Origin of the sequence: Dokdonella fugitiva (assembly GCF_014138265.1) — a bacterium.
GTDB classification, from domain to species: Bacteria; Pseudomonadota; Gammaproteobacteria; order Xanthomonadales; family Rhodanobacteraceae; genus Dokdonella_A; species Dokdonella_A fugitiva_A.
In genome coordinates, this window is the sequence record NZ_JACGXL010000002.1 from 853,966 (window position 1) to 874,844 (window position 20,879).

General features: G+C 70.4%; 22 protein-coding genes and 1 tRNA gene. 9 read left to right on the plus strand and 14 right to left on the minus strand.

Annotation, left to right across the window (positions count from 1 at the left end; genetic code table 11):
* Nucleotides 1-165 precede the first annotated feature (165 nt).
* The 4 genes from FHW12_RS09850 (at nt 166) to FHW12_RS09865 (ending at nt 3,046) form a co-directional block, all read left to right on the plus strand.
* Entirely contained in the window at nt 166-1,536 is a 1,371-nt protein-coding gene (locus tag FHW12_RS09850; protein ID WP_182530816.1) for a S41 family peptidase, read from the plus strand.
* Between the two features lie 176 nt (nt 1,537-1,712).
* Entirely contained in the window at nt 1,713-1,901 is a 189-nt protein-coding gene (locus tag FHW12_RS09855; protein ID WP_182530817.1) for a hypothetical protein, read from the plus strand.
* A gap of 7 nt (nt 1,902-1,908) precedes the next feature.
* Nucleotides 1,909-2,577: a signal peptidase I gene (gene lepB / locus FHW12_RS09860; RefSeq protein WP_182530818.1), complete on the plus strand. Its 669-nt coding sequence runs from the start codon at nt 1,909-1,911 to the stop codon at nt 2,575-2,577.
* A gap of 193 nt (nt 2,578-2,770) precedes the next feature.
* On the plus strand, nt 2,771-3,046 hold the full coding sequence (locus tag FHW12_RS09865; RefSeq protein WP_182530819.1) for a DUF3144 domain-containing protein: 276 nt from the start codon (nt 2,771-2,773) through the stop codon (nt 3,044-3,046).
* A gap of 30 nt (nt 3,047-3,076) precedes the next feature.
* Here FHW12_RS09865 and FHW12_RS09870 read toward each other — a convergent pair whose 3' ends face one another.
* The 4 genes from FHW12_RS09870 to FHW12_RS09885 form a co-directional block, all read right to left on the minus strand.
* The gene (locus FHW12_RS09870) at nt 3,077-3,403 is read right to left on the minus strand and encodes a DUF1820 family protein (protein WP_182530820.1); all 327 of its coding nucleotides are present in this window, start codon (nt 3,401-3,403) and stop codon (nt 3,077-3,079) included.
* A gap of 98 nt (nt 3,404-3,501) precedes the next feature.
* A complete protein-coding gene (locus FHW12_RS09875; protein WP_182530821.1) occupies nt 3,502-4,185 on the minus strand; it encodes a rhomboid family intramembrane serine protease in 684 nt (227 codons plus the stop codon).
* An 18-nt stretch (nt 4,186-4,203) separates the two neighbouring features.
* On the minus strand, nt 4,204-5,124 hold the full coding sequence (locus tag FHW12_RS09880) for a general secretion pathway protein GspB (protein ID WP_182530822.1): 921 nt from the start codon (nt 5,122-5,124) through the stop codon (nt 4,204-4,206).
* Between the two features lie 31 nt (nt 5,125-5,155).
* Nucleotides 5,156-6,751: an ExeA family protein gene (locus FHW12_RS09885; RefSeq protein WP_182530823.1), complete on the minus strand. Its 1,596-nt coding sequence runs from the start codon at nt 6,749-6,751 to the stop codon at nt 5,156-5,158.
* A gap of 165 nt (nt 6,752-6,916) precedes the next feature.
* Between FHW12_RS09885 and FHW12_RS09890 the strand changes: the two genes are divergently transcribed.
* A complete protein-coding gene (locus tag FHW12_RS09890; RefSeq protein ID WP_182530824.1) occupies nt 6,917-9,661 on the plus strand; it encodes a PQQ-dependent sugar dehydrogenase in 2,745 nt (914 codons plus the stop codon).
* A gap of 4 nt (nt 9,662-9,665) precedes the next feature.
* Here FHW12_RS09890 and FHW12_RS09895 read toward each other — a convergent pair whose 3' ends face one another.
* The 4 genes from FHW12_RS09895 to crp all read right to left on the minus strand — a co-directional run bounded on the left by FHW12_RS09895 (nt 9,666) and on the right by crp (nt 13,144).
* A complete protein-coding gene (locus tag FHW12_RS09895) occupies nt 9,666-10,313 on the minus strand; it encodes a hypothetical protein (RefSeq protein WP_182530825.1) in 648 nt (215 codons plus the stop codon).
* Between the two features lie 68 nt (nt 10,314-10,381).
* Nucleotides 10,382-11,788: a DUF5666 domain-containing protein gene (locus tag FHW12_RS09900; protein WP_182530826.1), complete on the minus strand. Its 1,407-nt coding sequence runs from the start codon at nt 11,786-11,788 to the stop codon at nt 10,382-10,384.
* 119 nt (nt 11,789-11,907) lie between these two features.
* Nucleotides 11,908-12,510 (minus strand): YdeI/OmpD-associated family protein, encoded by a 603-nt coding sequence (locus tag FHW12_RS09905; RefSeq protein WP_182530827.1) that lies wholly within the window; start codon nt 12,508-12,510, stop codon nt 11,908-11,910.
* A 19-nt stretch (nt 12,511-12,529) separates the two neighbouring features.
* Nucleotides 12,530-13,144 carry a cAMP-activated global transcriptional regulator CRP gene (crp, locus tag FHW12_RS09910; protein ID WP_414650076.1) on the minus strand — a complete coding sequence of 205 codons (615 nt, stop codon included), beginning with the start codon at nt 13,142-13,144 and terminating at the stop codon, nt 12,530-12,532.
* Nucleotides 13,145-13,535: 391 nt separating this feature from the next.
* On the opposite strand from crp, the gene speD reads away from it, so the two are divergent.
* Nucleotides 13,536-14,321: an adenosylmethionine decarboxylase gene (speD, locus tag FHW12_RS09915; protein WP_182530829.1), complete on the plus strand. Its 786-nt coding sequence runs from the start codon at nt 13,536-13,538 to the stop codon at nt 14,319-14,321.
* 33 nt (nt 14,322-14,354) lie between these two features.
* Here the strand turns inward: speD and coq7 are convergent, their stop codons facing one another.
* Complete coding sequence (gene coq7 / locus FHW12_RS09920) at nt 14,355-14,999, minus strand: 2-polyprenyl-3-methyl-6-methoxy-1,4-benzoquinone monooxygenase (RefSeq protein ID WP_182530830.1); 645 nt, start codon at nt 14,997-14,999, stop codon at nt 14,355-14,357.
* Nucleotides 15,000-15,043: 44 nt separating this feature from the next.
* The gene (locus FHW12_RS09925) at nt 15,044-16,279 is read right to left on the minus strand and encodes a (Fe-S)-binding protein (RefSeq protein WP_182530831.1); all 1,236 of its coding nucleotides are present in this window, start codon (nt 16,277-16,279) and stop codon (nt 15,044-15,046) included.
* A gap of 124 nt (nt 16,280-16,403) precedes the next feature.
* Between FHW12_RS09925 and rplM the strand changes: the two genes are divergently transcribed.
* The 3 genes from rplM (at nt 16,404) to FHW12_RS09940 (ending at nt 17,473) form a co-directional block, all read left to right on the plus strand.
* On the plus strand, nt 16,404-16,838 hold the full coding sequence (gene rplM / locus FHW12_RS09930) for a 50S ribosomal protein L13 (RefSeq protein WP_182530832.1): 435 nt from the start codon (nt 16,404-16,406) through the stop codon (nt 16,836-16,838).
* Between the two features lie 58 nt (nt 16,839-16,896).
* On the plus strand, nt 16,897-17,289 hold the full coding sequence (gene rpsI / locus FHW12_RS09935) for a 30S ribosomal protein S9 (RefSeq protein WP_182530833.1): 393 nt from the start codon (nt 16,897-16,899) through the stop codon (nt 17,287-17,289).
* A gap of 110 nt (nt 17,290-17,399) precedes the next feature.
* Nucleotides 17,400-17,473: transfer RNA gene (locus FHW12_RS09940), tRNA-Gln, on the plus strand.
* Between the two features lie 196 nt (nt 17,474-17,669).
* Here FHW12_RS09940 and FHW12_RS09945 read toward each other — a convergent pair.
* The 4 genes from FHW12_RS09945 to FHW12_RS09960 form a co-directional block, all read right to left on the minus strand.
* The gene (locus FHW12_RS09945) at nt 17,670-19,196 is read right to left on the minus strand and encodes a right-handed parallel beta-helix repeat-containing protein (protein WP_182530834.1); all 1,527 of its coding nucleotides are present in this window, start codon (nt 19,194-19,196) and stop codon (nt 17,670-17,672) included.
* Between the two features lie 76 nt (nt 19,197-19,272).
* Nucleotides 19,273-19,917 (minus strand): ribose-5-phosphate isomerase RpiA, encoded by a 645-nt coding sequence (rpiA, locus tag FHW12_RS09950; RefSeq protein ID WP_182530835.1) that lies wholly within the window; start codon nt 19,915-19,917, stop codon nt 19,273-19,275.
* Between the two features lie 111 nt (nt 19,918-20,028).
* Nucleotides 20,029-20,385, minus strand: coding sequence for a hypothetical protein (locus FHW12_RS09955; RefSeq protein ID WP_182530836.1), 357 nt, complete (start codon nt 20,383-20,385; stop codon nt 20,029-20,031).
* Nucleotides 20,382-20,834: an EVE domain-containing protein gene (locus tag FHW12_RS09960; protein WP_259392949.1), complete on the minus strand. Its 453-nt coding sequence runs from the start codon at nt 20,832-20,834 to the stop codon at nt 20,382-20,384. The genes FHW12_RS09955 and FHW12_RS09960 overlap by 4 nt, the downstream gene beginning before the upstream one ends.
* Nucleotides 20,835-20,879: the final 45 nt, after the last annotated feature.

Here is a 20,879-nt window from a genome sequence, read left to right on the forward strand (position 1 = left end):
GGGATTTGCGGTCCACAGCAACGCGGGCGATGCGTCGCGGGACTACACTGGCTTCCGTGTCGCACGCGCGCCCGCCGCGGCTTGTGCTCGAACGGTCGCGGCGGCATGTCTTCGTGGTGGAGCGGCCCGCGCGCCGTTCGTCGTTCACCCGTGAGGTCCGACCCGATGTCCAAGCGTTTGTTGTCCACCTTCCTGTTCCTGTGCGCGTGCGCGTCGGCGTTCGCCGACGAGCCGCCGGCCGACAAGGCGCCCGTCGACGCGAAGGCGCCGATCGACGCCAAGACGCCCGCGACGCCGGCGGCGGCCGAGAAGAATGCGCCGCTCGACCTCGCCGACATCCGCGCGTTCACGGCGGTCTACAGCCTCGTCAAGCAGGCGTACGTCGACGACGTCGACGACCACCGGCTCATGCAGGCGGCGATCCGCGGCCTGCTCGGCGGCCTCGATCCGCACAGCGAATACCTCGGCAAGGAACAGATGGAGGACCTGACCGAAGACACCACCGGCAGCTACGCCGGCCTCGGCATCGAAGTCCTGCAGGTCGACGGCAGCCTCAAGGTGATCGCGCCGATCGACGATTCGCCGGCGGAGCGCGCCGGCATCAAGGCCGGCGACACGATCGTGCGCATCGACGGCAAGCCGGTGCAGTCGGACGATCTCGACGGTGCGATCGCGCAGTTGCGCGGCAAACCCGGCTCGCCGATCACGCTCAGCGTGCTGCACGAGAAGCAGACGCTGCCGGTCGACATCCCGCTCAAGCGCGAAGTGATCCGCGTCGCGAGCGCGAACGGTCGCCTGCTCGAGCCCGGCTACGCGTACCTGCGCATCAGCCAGTTCCAGGCCGAGACCGGTGCGCAACTGCGCAAGCGCATCGAACGCCTCGCCGCCGAGAACAAGGCGCCGCTGCGCGGCGCGGTGCTCGACCTGCGCAGCAATCCGGGGGGGCTGCTCACCGCGGCGATCGAAGTCGGCGACGAGTTCCTGGACGGCGGCGTGATCGTGAGCACGCGCGGTCGCGTCAAGGATTCGGAGATGACGTTCCGCGCGACGCCGGGCGACCTTCTCGCCGGCGCGCCGATGGTCGTGCTCGTCGACAACGGCACCGCGTCGGCCGCGGAAATCGTCGCGGGCGCATTGAAGGACAACCACCGCGCGCTGCTCATGGGGCGGCGCACGTTCGGCAAGGGATCGGTGCAGACCGTTCTCCCGCTCGACGCGGAGCATGCGGTCAAGCTGACCACCGCGCGCTACTACACGCCGAACGACATCTCGATCCAGGCCGCAGGCATCCAGCCGGACATCGCGCTCGCCGACCTCGCGCTGAGCCAGCGCGACGCCGAGCCGTCGCCGATCGTCGGCGAACGCGACCTGCGCAACCACCTCAAGGGCGCGAACGAAGGCAATGCGGTCGAGACGCCGCCGGCCGCGAACCGCGACCTGCAGCAGGACTACGCGCTCAACGAGGCGCTCAATGCGCTGAAGGCGCTTGCGTTGCGCAGCGTGCATGCATCGCCGAGCCCCGCGGGCAAGGGCTGAGTTTCGCGGTGGCTGTCGCGACCGGTCCGTATTGCCCTCATTGCGGTGAGCGTGTGTCGCGTGCATGGCGACACCAGGATCCGTCGCGGGCATGGACGTGCACGCGCTGCGGCGGCAAGGCATGGTTGCGTGCGCCGTACGGAATCACGGCGCTCGCCGTACTGACCGGGGTCGCCGTGAACGTCTGGTCCCTCCACTACGCCGCATTGCCCTACGCGGCGCGGCTCGCCACCGTGCTCGCCGTCGCCGTCGTCCTGTGCGCGGTCGGCGCCTGGATCGCCTGGCGCCATGGAACCATGATCGCCGTCGCCGGGTCTCGCCCGGTCGGAGATTCCACGGATCCCCCGTCCATCCTCGCCGAGTGAGCGAACCATGAAGAATTGGCTGCACGCGAACCGCCGCATCATCGCGTTCCTGCTCCTGCTCGGCGTGTTCCGCAGCGCGGTCGCCGACTGGAACCCGGTGCCGACCGCATCGATGCGCCCGACCATCCTCGAGGGCGACGTCGTGCTCGTGAACCGGCTCGCCTACGACGTGCGCCTGCCGTTCTCCGACACGGTGCTCGCGCGACTCGACGATCCGCGCCGTGGCGACATCGTCACGTTCTCCTCGCCGCAGGACGGCACGCGCCTGATCAAGCGCGTGGTCGCGCTGCCGGGCGACACGGTCCAGATGCGCGACAACCGTCTGCTCGTCAACGGCGAGGAAGCGCGCTACGAGCCGCTCGGACGCGAATCGCCCGCGCACGTCGGCCAGCACGGCATTGCCGCCGACCGCGAACGCGAGGCCGTCGCGGGTTCCGAGCGCGTCGTGCAGTGGCTGCCCGGCAGCGCCGCGCGCTCGAGCTTCGGCCCTGTCACCGTGCCGGCCGACCAGTACCTCATGCTCGGCGACAACCGCGACAACAGCGAGGACTCGCGCTACATCGGCTTCGTGCCGCGCGAGAAGCTCATCGCGCGGGCCGAGCGCATCCTCGTCTCGGCCGACATCGTCGACCACTGGCAACCGCGCTTCACGCGCTTCGGCTCGGCATTGCATTGACGCCGCCGGCGGCGGACCATACGCGGCTTCGCGCATCGGGGACCTCGAACGACGTCGAGGTCCGGCGGCACAGGACGTGCCGTCGCCGGCAGGCCGTGCGTTCGATCACGCTGGCGCTCCGGGGCTGTCCGGATGCGCCGACCCGGACGACCGGCAGGACGGTGGTCGCGCGGGATTCGCCCACGGAGTCGCGATGAATACCCCGCAGGACATCACCGAAGACCAGTTCTTCGAACTGGTCGACCGCTTCGTCGCGCAGGCCAACGAATTCGGCCAGCGTTTTCCGCAGTCGCGCGTGAGCGCGGCGATCCTGTTCGCCGCCGCGCGCTTCAACGCGTTCCAATGGGTCAACCGCAGCCAGCTGTTGCAGCAGACACCCGAGGAGGCGACGGTCGCGTTCCGCGCCGAATACGAGGCGATGTTCCGCGAGAACCTGCGCAGCTTCGGCGTGTTGCGACCGGATGCGTGAGGTGGCGCCGCCGCGGCCGATCGCGCCTTGCTATTTCGCGCGCGGTGGTGCGAGCGGGAACGGCATGATCTTGTCGCCGCTGGCGGCGTCGCGGATCGCGGCGGCGCCGCGGCGTGCGACCTCCTCGATGCGCACGATCGCGTGCATCGGCACGTGCAGCATGGTCGTGTCCTTGAACTCCTCGCGCAGGCGCTCCTCGCTCGGATCGACGACGAGCCCTTCGCCCGGCGCGTCGAACACGAGGTCGCCGATCTCGGTGAACCCCCACAGGTGGCTCGACGCGACGTGGCGGGCATAGAGCTCGATGCTCTTGCCTTGCGACAGGAAGCAGACCTTGTAGAGTTTCGTCTTGCGCATGCGGGCGATTGTAGCGTCGCAGCCCCGTCGATCCGCGGCGGCGGCATCGAGCGGCGATCCAAGATGGAAAGGGCAGGACGCCCTTTCCCCGGCATCGACTAACGTCGCAGGCGCCGCGCGATCGCCGGACGCGACATCAGCGCGAGCAGGATGCCGATCACGAAGCCCGCGATGTGCGTCCACCAGGCCACCGCGCCGAACGCCGGGCCGACGTAGGTGAACAACAGCTGCAGCGCCGCCCAGAAGCCGATCAGCAGCGGCGCGGGGATGCGTACGAATTCTAGGAACACGCCGAGCGGCAGCACGAGGCCGAGGCGCGCGCGCGGGAACAGTGCGAGATAGGCGCCGACCACCGCGGACACCGCGCCGCTCGAACCGATGATCGGCGCGCTCGTGCCGGCCAGCGTGAACGCGCCGACGAGGTTGGCGAGTGCGCCGCCGGTGACGAACATCGCGAGGAAGCGCGGCGAGCCGAGCGCGCGTTCGGCGGACACGCCGAACACGACGAGGAACAGCAGGTTGCCGGTCAGGTGCAACCAGTCGGCGTGGATGAAGATCGCCGTGACGAGGCGCGCCGCGCGCAGCTCGAGCAACTGCTGCAGCCACGGCGCGTGCGGATCGAGCAGGGTGGAGGGCACCGTGCCCCAACGCGACAGCGTCGCGAGGCGCTCCGCCGGCGGCAAGGTCACGAGCCAGAGGAACGTCGCCACGCAGGCGGCGACGATGAGCAGGGTCGCCCATGGCGGGCCGGCGCGGCGCGAACTCGGCAGGTGCACGAACATGCCGGTCGGTCGCCCGCGTCAGCGCCCGTCGCGCGGATACAGGAAGCGCTGGCCCTTGAAGTCGAGCACCATGCCGTCGGGGCTGATCTCGTGCAGCACGACGCCGTTGCCGAGGTCGTCGCCTTCGACATGGCGCGCGCCTTCGATGACGATGAAACGCTCGGCCGGCACACTCGAGTAGACGTGCATCGTGAGCTTGAGGTCGGGCAACTCCTTGCGCGTGCCGTACGGCAACTCCCACACGCTCGGCAGGGCCGGCGCGGCGGGTTTCGGCGGCACCGGCTTGGCATCGGCCTTCGCGTCCGCGACCGATTTCGTGTCCGCAGGCGCCGGCGCCTTCGTGTCCGGTGTGGCGGTTTTCGCATCGCGTGCCGCGGGATTCGCCTGAGCCGCGCTCGCCTTGTCGCCTCCCGGTTTTGCTGCGGGCGTGGGTTTCGCGTCCGCGCTCGCCTTCGGTGCGGTCGACTTCCCAGCGGGAGCGCTCGCCGTCGCCGTGGAAGCGGGTGGCGTCACGGGTTTCGCCGGAGCGGCAGGCGTTCCTACCAGCGCCGCGTTCGGCGGCGGCGTGACCGCGCCGGGACGGTCCGTCGTCGGCATCGGCACGACCACGGGCGCAGTGGCCGCTGGCGGAGCGACCGTTCGCGCGGCCGGCGGTTTCGTTTCGGCGCGCGCGGCGCGCGGCGGTGCCGCGGGCGTCGTCGCTGCGGTCGGATCGACGGCGGGTGCCGCGGCGGCGGGCTTCGCTTCGTCGGTGGGCGGCGTGTGTGGCGTGCGCATGAACCACCAGCCGGCGCCGAGCGCGACGACGATGAGACCGGTCAACACGGGCCGCACGCTGCGGCGCCGGCGGCTCATCGGCGCCGGCGTGCCGAGCGTCGGCATCTCGCCGAGCCGGCGCTGCTGTTCCGATTTCTTCAGGGCTTCGAGGATCAACGACATGAGGGGTTCCGACTGCGTTCGCGTTGCGGGTTCATTCCACGGTACGGGCCAGGTGCGGCCCGGCGTCGTCCAGCGCCGACAGCGCGAACAGGGTTTCCGGGCCGATGATTCCGTCGGCCTTGATGCCATAGGCTTGCTGCAGCTTGCGTACGCGCTCCTCGAACGCCGCATCGAACGTCGCCGGCGTGGCCGCCCCGGCGCCGCCGTCGAACGTCTTCATGCGCTCCGTCGCCCACGCGACGCCGCTGCCGCTCGCGCCGCGCTCGAGCGTCGCCGGGATGTCCGCCGGCAGCCGCCAGAGCACGACGAAATCGCCGTTCCAGAACTTTGACAACGAATCGCGCTCGAGTTCGTAACGCGCACCCGCGAGATCGAGGCGGACGCGCCGCTTGCCGACGCCCTGCAGCAACGCGTGCGCGGGATGATCGCCCTTGCCGAGCAGCAGGATCAACGGCCGATCGAAGCGCAGCAGCTGGTCGAGCGCGGCGTGGCCACGCAGGCAGGCGATGCCGGGTGCGACGATCGGCGCGCAGCGGCTCGCTTCGCGCACGGACACCGAGTCGGCGTCGACCTGCCAGCGCGCGAGCAGCTGCGTGAACGCGGTCAGTTCGGTCTCGGGCTTCTCGGCGAGGCGCGCGTCGAGGCGCGTCGCTTCGGCGTCGACCGGCGTTGGCGCAGCGACCGCCGGTGCGGCGGGTATGAATTTCGGCGGCTCCGGCCGCTGCTGCCACCACCACGCACCCGCGCCCGCGGCGAGCACGAGCAACGCCGCGGCGGCCCAGACGCCGTAGCGACGGAACCAGTAGCGCGCGTGGCCGGGCAGCGTCTCGTCCGCGGCGCGATCGACGAGGCGTTCGCCGATGCCGTCCTGCTCGCGCGCGTAGCCAGCCATCAGCGCGCGGTCGGCGATGATGTTGACCAGGCGCGGGATGCCGCCCGAGCGCTGGTACAGCGCCTTCATGCCGAGTCGCGAGAACGGGATGCGCATGCAGCCGGCGACGGCCATGCGATGGCGCACGTAGGTTTCGGTTTCGGCGGCGTCGAGCGGCGTGAGGTGGTAGCGCGCCGTGATGCGCTGTGCGAGCTGGCGCAGCTCGGGCCGCTCGAGCATCTCGCGCAGTTCCGGCTGGCCGAGCAGGATGATCTGCAGCAGCTTCTGCGTCGGCGTCTCGAGGTTGGTGAGCAGGCGCACCTGCTCGAGCGATTCGGTCGACAGGTTCTGCGCCTCGTCGACGATCAGCACCACGCGCAGGCCTTGCGCGTAGGCGTCGAGCAGGAATGCATTGAGCGTGTCGGTGAGCGCCTTCAGGCTGCCGCGCTTGCCCTCGATCGGCAGCTTGAGCTCCTCGCAGACCGTCTCGACGAGTTCGACCGGCGACAGTTTCGGATTGAGAACGAGCGCGATGCGCGTGTTCTCGGGCAGTTGCTCGAGCAGCAACCGGCACAAGGTCGTCTTGCCGGTGCCGACCTCGCCGGTGAGCTGGACGAAGCCGCCGCTGCCACCCTTGCCGATGCCGTAGAGCAGGTGCGCGAGCGCGTCCCGGTGCCGTTCGGACAGGAAGACGTAGCGGGGATCCGGGGTGATCGAGAACGGCGGCTCGCGCAGGCCGTAATACTCAAGATACATACGGCTACTTTACCCGACCGGGCCCGGACGACGCCCGAAGGCCTACCGCAGCGCACCTCCGACCGCGCTCCGACGGCGTGGCGGAGCGCCCGGGGGCGGCGTAAAGTGTGACGCAAATCACACTTTGAAGCGACCAGGGGCGGGGGAGCCATGCCAGGAGGAATCGTGCGGACCCTCGTCGCCGGCCTGCTCGCCCTGGTCGTGGTGCCGGCGCTCGGCCAGTCGCTGCCCGCGGGTTTCCGCCGCACCGACCCGATCGCCAACCGGACCTTGCCGGTCGGCGTGTTCTTCGCCCACGACGGCCGCGTGTTCGTACCCGAGAAGAGCGGCCTGGTCTGGGTCTACCAGAACCTGCTCGACGTGAATCCGCAGGTGTTCGCCGACCTGCGCGATCGCGTGCACGACAACTGGGACCGCGGCCTGCTCGGCTTCGCGCTCGATCCCGGCTTTCCGGAAATGCCCTACGTCTACGTGCAATACGCCTACAACGGCGGCTTGTTCCCGGGCAGCGATCCGGTGCCGTGGGTGCCGCGCTGGCCCAGCTGCGCGCCCGGCGACCTGTGCGGCGTCAACGGTGGCACCGACTATTGCCCGAGCCCGCCGGGCGACACCACCAACGGCGGCGGTTGCGTGATCGGCGCGCGTGTTTCTCGCCTCACGGTGAGCGGCGGCGTCGCCGGCGACGAACAGGTCCTCGTCGAGGACTGGTACCAGCAGTTCCCGAGTCATTCGATCGGCACGATCGCGTTCGGTCCGGACGGCTACCTGTACGCGGGCGGTGGCGACGGCGCGAGCTTCAACGGCCACGATTACGGGCAATGGGGCAATCCCTCCTGGCCCGACCAGCGCTCGCCGCTCAACCCCGGCAATCCAACCGACCCGGCGACCAACCACGGCGGCTCGCTGCGTTCGCAAGGCCTCGAGATCGAGGCGCAGTACAACGCGGCCGGCCACGACATCTGGCTCGACGGCGCGATCATCCGCATCGATCCGGCGACCGGCGCCGGCGCGCCCGGCAACCCACTCGCCACCGATCCGCAGGCGAATGCGCGGCGCATCGTCGCCTACGGCCTGCGCAATCCGTTCCGCTTCACGCTCCGCCCCGGCACGGGCGAAGTCTGGGTCGGCGACGTCGGCGAGAACACCTGGGAAGAGATCAACCGCATTCCCGATCCGTCGCAGCCGAACCCCGTGCTGCAGAACTTCGGCTGGCCGTGCTACGAAGGCCGCGGCCATCACGCGGGCTTCAGCGGCCCGATCTGCACGGCGCTGTACGCGGCGGGCGATACCGGCGGACGCACGCGCCAGTCGCCCCCGTGGTACACCTACGTGCACTCGGGCAGCTCCGACATCACCGGGCTCGCGTTCTACACCGGCACGAGCTATCCGCCGCAGTACCACGATTCGCTGTTCTTCGCCGACAACAGCCGCACGATCATCTTCAACATCCCGTTCGTCGACGCGAACGCGGACGGCATTCCCGATGCGCCCGCGGACAGCGGCGCGACCGCGTTCTACGGCGGAGGCAATGCGACGGCCGTGCATCTGGGCACGGGGCCCGGCGGCGACGTGTTCTTCGCCAACATCAACACCGGCAAGATCTCGCGCCTGTCCTACTGCGGCGGCGGCTGCACGAACGTCGCGCCGTCGGCCGCCGTCGCGCTCGCCGCGGGTTCGGTCGCGGGCGGCGCGCCACGCACCGTCGCGTTCAGCGCGGCGAACAGCGTCGATGCGAACGCGGGCGACGTGCTCGCCTACGCGTGGGATCTCGACGGCGACGGCGTGTTCGACGACGGCACCGCGGTCGACGCGAGCCGGTTCTACGCCGCTGACGGCACGCACGACGTCGCCATGCAGGTATCCGACAACCACGGCGGCGTCGACGTCGCGCGCATGCGCATCACGGTCGGCAACGCCGCGCCGAGCGTGGCGATCACGAGCCCCGCGTCGAGCCTGGCATGGGCGAGCGGCGACGCGGTCGCGCTCGCGGCGACGAGCAGCGACGCCGAGCAGGGCACGTTGCCGGACGCCGCGCTCGCCTGGCAGGTCTACCGCGAGGATTGCCTGGCCCCGGATTTCACCGGCTGCAGCGAATCGTTGCTCGGCGGCTTCAGCGGCGCATCGACCGCGTTCACCGCTCCGGATGCGGCGTTCCCTGCGTACTTGCGCATCGTGCTCACCGGCACCGACAGCGGCGGCCTCACCGACACCCGGGAGGTGTCGATCTTCCCGCTGACCGCGCAGGTCACGCTCGCCTCGGATCCGGCCGGGCTCGCGCTCGCGTTCGACGGGGGCGCGCCGTCGGCGTCGCCGTCGGCGCACACGGTCATCGTCAATGCGAATTTCGCCGTCGCCGCACCGAGTCCGCAGTCGCTGGCCGGGACGCAGTACGCGTTCGCGTCATGGTCCGACGGCGGCGCCGCGGACCATCTCGCGCACGTCGCCGCGGCCGGTGCATCGACCCTCGTCGCGAGCTTCGTCGCGCCGGCGGATCTCTCGCTCGCGCTCGACGACGGAGCGACCGTGGTGCTCACCGGTCGGCGGCACGCATGGACGATCACGCTCGCCGACGCGGGCGTCAACGCGCTCGCGGGCGTCGCGGTGGCTTCGCTCGCAACGGCCGGACTCGACGACGTGGGCTGGAGCTGCAGCGCGACACCGGGTTCGTCGTGCGGAGCGGGCGGCAGCGGCGACATCGACGATGTCGCGGACCTCGCGAGCGGCGGCGTCGCGACCTACGTCGTCGACGCGTACGTGCGCGCGGATGCGCCGTCGAGCGTCGGCGTTTCGGCGAGCGCGCAGGTCCCGCCCGGCTACGCGAACGCGAGTCCCGGCGACGACAGCGCGAGCGACGTCGACGTGGTGCAGTACGACCTCGTCTTCCGCGACGGCTTCGACCCGCCGGCGTGAGTCGTCAGCGCGCGGCCTTTGCGCGCAGGCTGCGCGCACGGCGCGGCGCCGGCGTCGCGTCGCCCGAGAACAGCGTGATCGCGGTGCGCGCGACCTGGCCGGTGTCGTAGTACGCGTAGGCGCCGACGCCGAGCGCGCCGACCACGGGCAGCCAGCGCGTGATGCCACGACCGACGAGGCGCTTGGACAGGCTCAGCCCGATCTTCGCGGCGACCTTCTCGATCAGGCGCAGCGGCACGTCCTGGATCAGCAGACGTGCGCCGACCTGCACGCCGACGTCGCGCAGCGCCTGCGCGGCCGCGTGGCGGAACAGGCAGTACAGCATGTGCGAGCGCGTGAGGTCGGCGCCGACGCCGTAGACGCCCGCGATGTCGGCGACCATCTGGCGCTGGATGCGCCAGATCGCGACGAGTTCGGGCACGATCGTCAGCCAGCCGAGCGGGCCGGGCGGCAATGCGAGCGAGCCGGCGGCGAGCGCGGCCTTGTTCGCCGCGGCAGAGGCGATCGCGCGTGCGCGATCGTCGGGCGTGCGGCTCGCGTGCTCGTCGCTGCCGGGCACGTGGCCGGCGATGTCGAGCACGGCGCGCGTGAGGCGTTCGCCGAGGCTTTCGCTCGCCGCATCGACGCGGCGCGCAGGAACGTGGCGGGTCATCGGCGCCCTCCGGCGCGCAAGCATTCGCCGCAGTCTCGCATGCGCCGCCTGTACGCGCGGCGACCGGCTCAGTCGAAACCGTCGGCGAACAGCGCGTCGCCCGCGCGCAGCGTGCCGACGACGAGCATGCGCGGCGCGTCGGCCGGCGGCGGGTCGAGTGGCGCGATCAGCGCGACCACCCCGCCGGCGAGCGTGTCGACGCCGTTCCACGCGCCGCTCTGCTCGACGAGTGCGCCGGGCACGGCGCCGGCGAAGAACGCGTCGGCGTCGATCGCATTGCCGGCCGGATCTTCGAACGTCGCGCCGGTCGCGTCGAGCGTGAGCCCGAGCACGGACATCAGCGGACGCGCGACGCTTTCGACCGGACCGCCCGCGCGCGCGTCGGCCGGATCGGGCGCGCCGCGCAGGCGCGCGCGCGTCGCCCAGCGCTGGCCGACGCGATCGAGATAGCCGCGCAGTTCGACCTGGGCCGGCTGGCCGATGCCGCTCGCGTAGATCCCGTCCTCGTCGCGCAACTGCGCCGCGCGGCGCACGGTGTTGCCGAGCAGGGTGACCGTGCCGTCTGCACCGGCCTGCACGTCGGCGGGATCGACCGGGCCTTCGAGGCGGATCATCGGTGCGTCGAACTGGATGCCTTGCGCCGCGAACGCGCCGCCGGCACCGAACACGCCGTCGACTTCGATCGCCGCGCCGGCGACGAGATCCTCCGCGCTGCCGTAGCGGAACTCGGTGCTCGCGTCGTAGCTGACCGTGTACGGCCCGAACGTGAAACTGCTCGCGTCGACCACGCCGACGAGGCCGGTGAGCGCGCCGAGCGCGCCCGGCGTGCCGACCGGCATCGGCGTGGCGCAGGCGAGGCGCGTCACGCTGTCGAGCACGCTCGCAGCGTCGAAGCCGGGGATCGCGTCAGCCCGGATCTGGACGTACTGCCCTGCCGCGACGCTACCGCCGCAGTCGATCGGCGTGACGCCGGCGACGCTCACGCGTTGCGGGCCGATCGAGATTTCGTCGCCGTTCGCGGCGTCCACGTAGCCGGACAGCAGCCAGCGCGGCGTCGGCGTCGGCAGGTATTCGACGAACGAGGCGAGCAGGCTCGCGTTGGCGTCGACGTAGCCGCTCACGTCGAGATGGTCGCCGAGCGCGACGTTGCCGATCGCGCCGCCGGGCACGCCCGTGAGGCGCGTGTCGGCGGTGACGGTGACTTCCTGGCCGAGCACGCGCAGCGGCACGACCGACGTGACCGGGCCGCGCACCGCGTAGGAGAACACCACGGTCGCCGCCGCCGGCACGCCGAGCGGTGCGGCGGTCGCGGCATAGCGTGCCTCGACGCGCAGGCCGGGCTTGTCGGGCAACGCACTGCCGGACGGCAACACCGCGTCGTCGACGACGACCTGCGTCTGCGCATCGACGCGCACGGCATGTCCGTTGACGTCGATGGTCTCGACCGCGCCCGCCAGGGCGCAGCCGCCGGTCATGGCCGCGCCGAGCAGCCGAGGGAGAGTCCGGGAAGATTTCGCTCGCATGCGCGCATTGTCGCCGTGCGGGCGCGCCGGCGCATGGGTGGTTTCACCCAGGCGCACGAGCGCGATCCAGTTCACCGCGCGCCGTACTTCCAGTTGCGCGGTTTGCCCTGGGCGAGCCATTCGAGCGTGGTGGCGAGGCGTTGCGCGCGCGTCGCCTCGCGCTTCGCCTCGGTGATCCACTCGATGTACTCGCGTCGATCGCTGTTGCTGAAGCGCTCGAAGGTCTCGCGTGCCTTGTGGTTCTTCGCGAGCGCCGCGGCGAGGTCGTCGGGTACGTCCGCGGGTGGTCGCGGCCGGGTCCCGCGCGCGGCCGCGCGCGTCGCGCCGGCGTCGCCGAGCGCCATCGCCTTCTTCACGAGCGCCGCGAGCGCGCGTTTCGACGGCAGGTCCGCGAGCCGCTCGATACGCCCGAACTGGCCCATCGCATCGGCCGCCTTGGCGCTGTCGGCGACGCGGTCGCCGAGCCAGAAGCCGAACGCGACGTGCTGCTTGAACGCAGCCATGTTGCACAGCAGGCGACCACCGTAGGTGAAGTGCGGCGAGCTCCACTTGATCGTTTCCTGCGCGGCCGGGCAGGCCGCGTGCACGCATTCGCGCAGGTGCTCGAGGATCGGCCGCGCGAACGGAGCGGCCGCACCGATGTAGGCGTCGACGCGCGGATCGCGCGAGCTCATGGCGTCGTCGCGCGCGGCGTCAGTGCGTGCCGACGACGACGATCGTCTTGCCCGACACCTCGATCATGCCCTGTTCCTCGAGCTGCTTGAGCACGCGTCCGACCATCTCGCGCGAGCAGCCGACGATGCGGCTGATCTCCTGGCGCGAGATGCGGATCTGCTTGCCCTTCGGGTGGGTCATCGCGTCGGGCTCGTCGATGAGGTCGAGCAGGGTCTTGGCGACGCGACCGGTCACGTCCATGAAGGCGAGCCGGCTGACCTTGCGCGAGGTGTGCAGCAGCCGGTTGGTCAGCTGCGAGCCGATCGCGAACAGGATCTTCGGGCACTCGTCGCGCAGCGGCCCCTCGAACAGGTTGAACATGCGCTCGTAGCCGATCTCGGCCAGCTCGCACGGCGTGCGCGTGCGCACCATGACCTCGCGCCTTGGGGTTTCGACGAACAGCCCCATTTCACCGATGAACTCGCCCCGGTTGAGGTAGGCGAGGATCAGCTCGCGGCCTTCCTCGTCCTCGGACGAGACGGTGAGCGAGCCGTCGATGACGTAGTAGAGGATGTTGGCCGAGTCGCCCGGGCGGATGATCGCGGTCTTGCTCGCGTAGCGGCGTCGATGGCAGGCGCCGAGGAACCGCTCCATCGCGGCACGGTCGGGCGTGAGCATCGCGGGCGCCTGGACGCGGTTGACCTCGCGCTGCAGGTTGTAACGGAAATCGGCGATCTTGCCTTGCGCTTCCATTGGGTCCCCTCCGCACGGGGGCAGGCCCGTGGCGGTCGTGCTGGGCCATGGCGGAACGCACGGGGTTACATGCGTTTGCGAGCCCGCCGGGGGCCGGATGATTCATCTTATTGCAAATTGTGTCGCGCGTGGGCGACACGGGAAGGATGGACGGGTGCGAAACGCCGTGGCGGCGGCGTGGAATCCGGTTTCATCGTGCTGGCGCTTGGCCCATAATCCGCCCCCTTGGCGGGGCGCCGCGGACTCCGCGGCGGCCCCTTCGTTCGTTTTCGACGTTTCGAGGTAGTACGCCGTGGTCAAACCGATCCCGCGCCTGCAGCTGCAGGGTTTCAACAACCTGACCAAGGCGCTCAGCTTCAACATCTACGACATCTGCTATGCGGTGTCGGAAGACCAGCGCCGGCGTTACATCGAGTACATCGACGAACAGTACGACTCCGATCGCCTCACGCAGATCCTCACGGACGTCGCGGAGATCATCGGCGCGAACATCCTCAACATCGCGCGCCAGGACTACGACCCGCAGGGCGCGTCGGTGACGATCCTGATCTCCGAGCACCCGGTGGTCGACAAGCTCGGCAAGGACGTCATCTCCGACGCCGTGGTCGCGCACCTGGACAAGAGCCACATCACGGTGCACACCTACCCGGAGACGCACCCGCACAACGGCATCGCGACCTTCCGCGCCGACATCGACGTGGCCACCTGCGGCGTCATCTCGCCGCTGCGCGCGTTGAACTACCTCATCGACAGCTTCGAGTCGGACATCGTCACGATGGACTACCGCGTGCGCGGTTTCACGCGCGACGTGAAGGGTCGCAAGCACTACATCGACCACAAGATCAACTCGATCCAGGATTACCTGGCCAAGCACATCCGTCAGAAATACGAGATGTTCGACGTCAACGTGTACCAGGAAAACATCTTCCACACGAAGATGCACGTGAAGGACTTCGACCTCGACACCTACCTGTTCGAGGCGAACGCCGACGATCTCTCGTTCAAGGAACGCCAGCGCATCGAGCAGCTGCTCAAGCGCGAGATCGAGGAACTGTTCCACGGCCGCAACCTGATGTGAGCGTGGCGGCGCCGGCGCGGCCGGCGTCGTGCGTCACACGCGGTACGCGACCGCCTTCATCACGTTCGAGGCGAAGCGCATCAGCGCCGGGATCGGCGCGGGCAGGGTGATCGCGCCCGCGGCGAGCGCGTGCTCGGCGTGGCGCGCCTCGTCGTCCTTCATGCGCCGCACGATCGCGCGGCTGCGCGCGTCGCCTTCGGGCAGCGTCTCGAGGTGTTCGCCGAGGTGGGCTTCGACCTGGCGCTCGGTCTCGACGACGAAGCCGAGGCTGACGCGATCGCCGACCAGGCCCGCCCCCGCGCCGATCGCCCACGCACCCGCGTACCAGACCGGATTGAGCAGGCTCGGCCGGCTCGCGAGTTCCTCCAGCCGTTCGCCGCACCAGGCGAGGTGGTCGGTTTCCTCCGCCGCGGCGGCGAGCATCTGCCGGCGCAGCGGCGCTTCGCGCGCGACCGCGGCCTGGCCGAAGTAGAGCGCCTGCGCACAGACTTCGCCGACGTGGTTCACGCGCATGAGCCCGGCCGCATGGCGGCGCGCGCGCTCGTCGAACGCAGGGTCGGCGAGGCCGCCCGCGGGCGAGGGCTGCGCGGCGGCCGGTTTCGGCACGCTCACGGTCTCGAGCGCACGCCCGATCTCGACGAGCAGGCGATCCAGCGGCGACAGCGATCGTTCGATCATGGCGCCATTGTCGGGCGAAACGGCCATTGCAGCCAATGACGGCGTCACGTCGGTGCTCCGGCATCGAGTTGCGCCGCGAGCAGCGCGAGCGGATGCACTACCGGCGGTGCGCCGCCGCGTTCACGCAGCCCATTGCCGAGGTGGATGCGGCAGCCGATGTTGGTCGTCAGCAGCAGGTCGGGCTCGAGCGTGACGGCCTGGTCGAGCTTCTCCGCCCGCAGCCGGTCGGCGAACGACGGATGTTCGATGAAGTAGCTGCCGGCGGCACCGCAGCAGCGCGGCTGCTCGGGCAGCTCGAGCACGACGAGCTGCGGCACGCGCGCGAGCAGCGCGCGGATCGCGGCGAGCGCGCCGGCGACGTTGACCTGGGTGCACGGCAGGTGCAACGCAGCGCGGCACTGCAGCGGCCGGAAGCGCAGCGCGGCAAACGCCGCATCGGCCGCGAGGAATGCGTGGATGTCGGGCGCCGCGAGCGGCGTGCCCGCGGCGACTTCGTCGCGCAGGTCGCCGTGGCAGCCGCTGCTGCAGCCGAGCACGACCTCGGCGTGCGTACCCAGCAAGGCCTCGCGCGTCGCCGCGGCTTCGCGTGCGGCGTCGTCGACGAACCCGCCGTGCCGCGACAGCGCGCCACAGCAGTGGTGGTCGACCTCGATCACGCGATGGCCGGCTGCTTCGAGCAGGGTGCGCGCGGCGGCGAGCGTGTCGGCCTCGTAGACGCTGCCGACGCAGCCGCGGAACAGCGCGATCGCGCACCCGGTCGCAGGGGCGGGTGGCGCCGCGATCGCGCGCCGCCGTGGCGCCGCGGGAACGGTCTCGCCGATGCGACGCCAGCGTGAGCCGCGCGGCAGCAGGCGCGCGAGCCGCGGCAGCCAGCGCGGCGCGTGCACCGCGGCGCCGAACCACGCGAGCGCGCGCAGCCGGCGCGGCGCATGCAGCCAGCGGCGCAGGCGGCTCGGCGGCGCCGCGGCGACGAGCGCGGCCCGGGTCTGCACGAGCAGGTCGTCGTAGCGCACCTGCGAGGGACAGACCTTCTGGCACGACAGGCAGCCGAGGCAGTGGTCGAGATGGGCGACCGCGGCCGCGTCCGGCGCGAGCCGCCCCTCGGCCAGCGCCCGCGCGAGCGCGATCCGCCCGCGCGGGGACTCCGCTTCGGTCCGCTCCAGGCGGTAGGTCGGGCAGTGCGGCAGGCACAGGCCGCACATCACGCACTGGTCGGCGAGGGCCGCCACGCCCGGTTTGGCGCGGGGGGCGCCCGATGCAGGTACGGACATGCGGTTCATGCTACCATTCACGGCTTGCACTGGATCGCGCCCCCTGCTTGCTAGCCGGCGGCACTTCCGCTATCCTCCCGCGCCCTCATTTACGACGGCCCGGTTTCTTGGGCCCAGCCAGAGTCTTACCGATATGAAAACGATCAGCGCCAAGGCTGAAACCGTCAAACGCGACTGGTACGTGGTCGACGCCGCCGGCAAGACCCTCGGCCGCCTGTGCACGGAGCTCGCGCATCGCCTGCGCGGCAAGCACAAGACCATCTACACCCCGCACGTGGATACCGGCGACTACCTCGTCGTGATCAATGCGGAGAAGATCGCCGTCACCGGCAACAAGATGGAAGACAAGAACTATCATCGCTTCACCGGTCACATCGGCAACCTCAAGACGACGTCGCTGAAGGACATGCTCGCGCGTCATCCGGAGCGCGTCATCGAGATCGGCGTGAAGGGCATGCTGCCGAAGAATCCGCTCGGCCGCGCGATGTACCGCAAGCTGAAGGTGTATGCCGGCCCGAACCATCCGCACACGGCGCAGCAGCCGCAGGTGCTCGAGGTCAAGGCGTAAGAATTCCGAGCCCGTGCCGGCTGGTACGGACTAATCCACGAAGCTGAAGAAACGACACATGGCGATCCAGCAGAACTACGGCACCGGCCGTCGCAAGTCCTCCGCAGCGCGCGTGTTCCTGCGCAAGGGCAGCGGCGCGATCACGGTCAACGGCAAGGCCCTCGACGACTTCTTCGGTCGCGAGACCTCGCGCATGATCGTGCGCCAGCCGCTCGAGCTGACCCAGAACCAGGACAAGTTCGACGTGCTCGTCACGGTCGAAGGCGGCGGCATGACGGGCCAGGCCGGTGCGATCCGCCTGGGCATCGCGCGCGCGCTGGTCGAGTACGACGAGGCGCTCAAGTCGCCGCTGCGCAAGGCCGGGTTCATGACCCGCGACGCGCGCGAAGTCGAGCGCAAGAAGGTCGGCCTGCACAAGGCCCGCCGCGCGACGCAGTACTCCAAGCGCTGATCGATCGATCTTCCGCTGCCGTCGATGGCGGCAGCGGCGGGCCTTCGGGCCCGGGGATGGGAGCCGGCTCAGACGGCCACGCCGCGGCTCCCGCCAAATCCCGCCCTCATTGGGGGATCGTCTAACGGTAGGACAACGGACTCTGACTCCGTTTATCTAGGTTCGAATCCTAGTCCCCCAGCCATACGAAAAGCCCCCGCATCGCGGGGGCTTTTTATTTGGCGGCGGAGATCCATCCCGTCACACGCCGCCGGGCGCATCCGGCCCGCCACACACAAAAAGGCCCCCGCATTGCAGCGAGGGCCGGGTCCAAGACAGACAACTCCGACGCCGGGAGTGTTGCGGCGTCACCCCTGAGTTGCGGCCGCCGGCGTGCGTTTTCAACGATCCTGCGGCAGCCGTCCCGCCGCTGCCCGGTGCCGGGACGAGGCGCGCAGGCGCGAAGCAGCGAGGCCGCCGAGCAGGCCCGCGAGGAGCACGGCGAAGCGCACGGAAAGACCCGGTACCGCTGCCGCGGCCGCGGGCGCGCCCTGCTCGAACGCGCCGACATCGGTGGCCGCTCCGTACACGCGCGGGAATCCGCGCTGGTCGAACGCGAGGCCGTCGTCGTTGCTGCCCGCGTCCACGGCCGGGCTACCGGGCGCCAACGCATGCGTGCGCGTGGGGCCGCCGTTCGAACGCAGCGGACCGAGCAGCGGGTCGTCGCTGCGCGTGTCCGCGGGCAGGACGAGCGCGGGATCGCTGGCACCGACGAGATCGTGGCTGCCGACGATCGTGAGCGGCGTGCGTCCCTGCAGGTTCGCTGCTTCGTCCGCGTCGGCTGCGTTGCCGTGGACGATCGTGCTGTACAGCGCGCTGCCGTCCGCCTCGATCCACGCCGCGCCGCCGGCACTCGCGCGGTTCGCGGCGATCGTGCTGTTGACCGCACGCAGGGTCGACGGCCAACGCATGAACAACCCGCCGCCGACGCCGTCGGCGGCCTCGTTGCTCGAAATCGTGCTGTTCGACAGGAACAGGGGATTGAACGTGGCGATGCCGCCCGCGCGGCCCTCGCTGTAATTCGAATCGATCGTCGAGCTGCGCACGTTGCCGCCGACGATCGTGACGATGCCGCCGCCGATGTCGTAGCTCGTGCGCCCGTCGCGCACCTCGTGCACGGCTCGATTGCCGCTGACCGTGCTCGCGGTGAGGTCGAGCACGTAGGTGAAGATCGCGCCGCCGAACGCGGCGGTGCCGGCATCCTCGTGCACGCCCTTGGCGACGTTGCCCGAAACCGTGCTGTTGTCGAGCGTGACCGCATACGCGTAGATCGCGCCGCCGTACGAGCCTTCGCCGCCCGCGTAGCAGTTGCGCACGGTGGTGTCGTCGAGGTACAGGAATGCCGCGGACGCGATGCAGCCGCCCGCGCCGACGTGGAAGCCGGTCGCGCGATCGTGCCCGTTCTCGATCGTGAGGCCCTTCACGGTCAGCGCACCGTCGGCCGGATGGATCAGCACGCGATCGCGATGGTTGCCGTCGAGCGACAGCTGGTAGCGGCCGGGTCCGGTCAACGTGAGCGTGTCGGCGTCGATTTCGATCGCGCCCGTCGTGAGCGTGATGCGCGAGCACGTGAGCTGGCTCAGGTCGATTTCGTCGTTGTCGCTCGCGGCGGCGGCGGCTGCGCGCAGGCTGCCGGGACCGGCGTCGGCGCAGTTCGTCACCGGCAGCACCGTGGCCGGCACCGACGGGCGCGACGGCCTTGCGCGGCCGGTCGCGAACGTCGCGAACACGCGGCGCGCCGGATCGCTGCGCAGCTGCGGTGCCGTCGCGGCCTGCGCCGCGAACCCATCCGTCGGTGCGCCACAGGTCGCGGCCACGAGTGCCGTCGCGAGCAGGCGGTGCGGCAGGCGAGGCGGACGGGCGATCATGCGCGAGTCTCCGAGGCGCCGGCCTGGTTCGGCCGGTCCCGCATGGGAGCACGGCCGCCGCGAAGCGGTCAATTGCTCAGCGCATTTCCTCGGCGCCGACCAGCACGACGTCGGCCGGACGCTGCGCGAACAGGCCGACGGTGACGACACCGGCGATCTGGTTGAGATCGCGCTCGAGTTCGATCGGCGCGGTGATGCGCAGGCCGTGCACGTCGAGGATCCAGTTGCCGTTGTCGGTGACGACGCCGTCGCGCCAGACCGGCTGGCCGCCACGCTTGACGATCTCGCGAGCGACGTAGCTGCGCGCCATCGGGATCACTTCGACCGGCAGCGGGAAGCGGCCGAGCACGTCGACGCGCTTAGCCGGATCGATGATGCAGACGAACTTGCGTGCGGCCGCGGCGACGATCTTCTCGCGCGTGAGCGCGGCACCGCCGCCCTTGATCAGGCACTTGTGGCCGTCGCACTCGTCGGCGCCGTCGACGTAGAGCGGAATCTCGCCGGCCGCGTTGAGGTCGAGCAGCGGGATGCCGCGTTCCTTCAGGAGGCGCGAGGACTGTTCCGAACTCGACACCGCGCCTTCGATGTCGGCGCGCCGTTCGGCCAGCGCGTCGATGAAATGCGCGACGGTCGAGCCGGTGCCTACGCCGACGATCATGCCGTCCTCGACGTAGCGCATCGCGGCGCGCCCGGCGAGGCGCTTCTGGTCGTCCTGGCTCATCGCGTGCTCCGCAGGCGGGGTTCGAGGCCGCGCATGGTACGCGTTTCGCGGGCGCGACTCACTCCGGATCGCCACTGCGGGCGCTGCAACGCGAGCCGAGAAGGTTCCGACCTAGTGCATGTGGCCCATGGCGATCGCTGCGACGGCCTGTAGGCCGAGGAATCCGAGTGCGAGGCTGGCCACCGCGACGAGGAGCCACCACGGATTCACACGATGGATCGCGAGCCCCATCCCGCCGAAGAATCCGGTCAGGAGGCAGCCGAAAGTCAGGCTCGCCGGCACGAATCCGATCCATCCGCGCGGGTCCGCGATCATCGCGTACAGCGTCAGTGCAGCGGCGGCAATCGCCACGGCCGGCGCCAGCCCCACGATCCATGTCGCGTAGCGACTCGGCGACTTGGCTCCGGGCGTCGGACCTGCGCTCGTCGCGTTCGCGTCGTCGCCGCCGGGCACGCGCTCGATCTTCACTCGAGCGCGAGGATCGCGTCCCACTGCGCCTTCGTCACCGGCAGCACGGACAGGCGATTGCCCCGTTGCAGCAGCGCGAAACCGTCGAGGCGCGTTTGGTCCTTGAGTTCGGCGAGCGTGATCGTTCGCTTCAACTTGCGCTTGAACGCGACGTCGACGAGCATCCAGCGCGGTTCCTCGCGCGTGCTCTTCTCGTCGTAGTACTCGCTCTTGCGATCGAATTGGGTCGGATCCGGGTACGCCGCGCTCGCGACCTCGGCGATGCCGGCGACACCGGGCACCTCGCAGCTCGAGTGGTAGAACAGCACGCCGTCGCCCTTGCCCATGCCGTCGCGCATGAAGTTGCGCGCCTGGTAGTTGCGCACGCCGGTCCACGGCTCCGTGCGCACGCGCGCGAGGTCGTCGATCGAGAACACGTCGGGTTCGGACTTCATGAGCCAATAGCGCATCGCGGGCGAGTCTTGACCGGGAGAGGAGCGAGAGTAGCGGTTTTT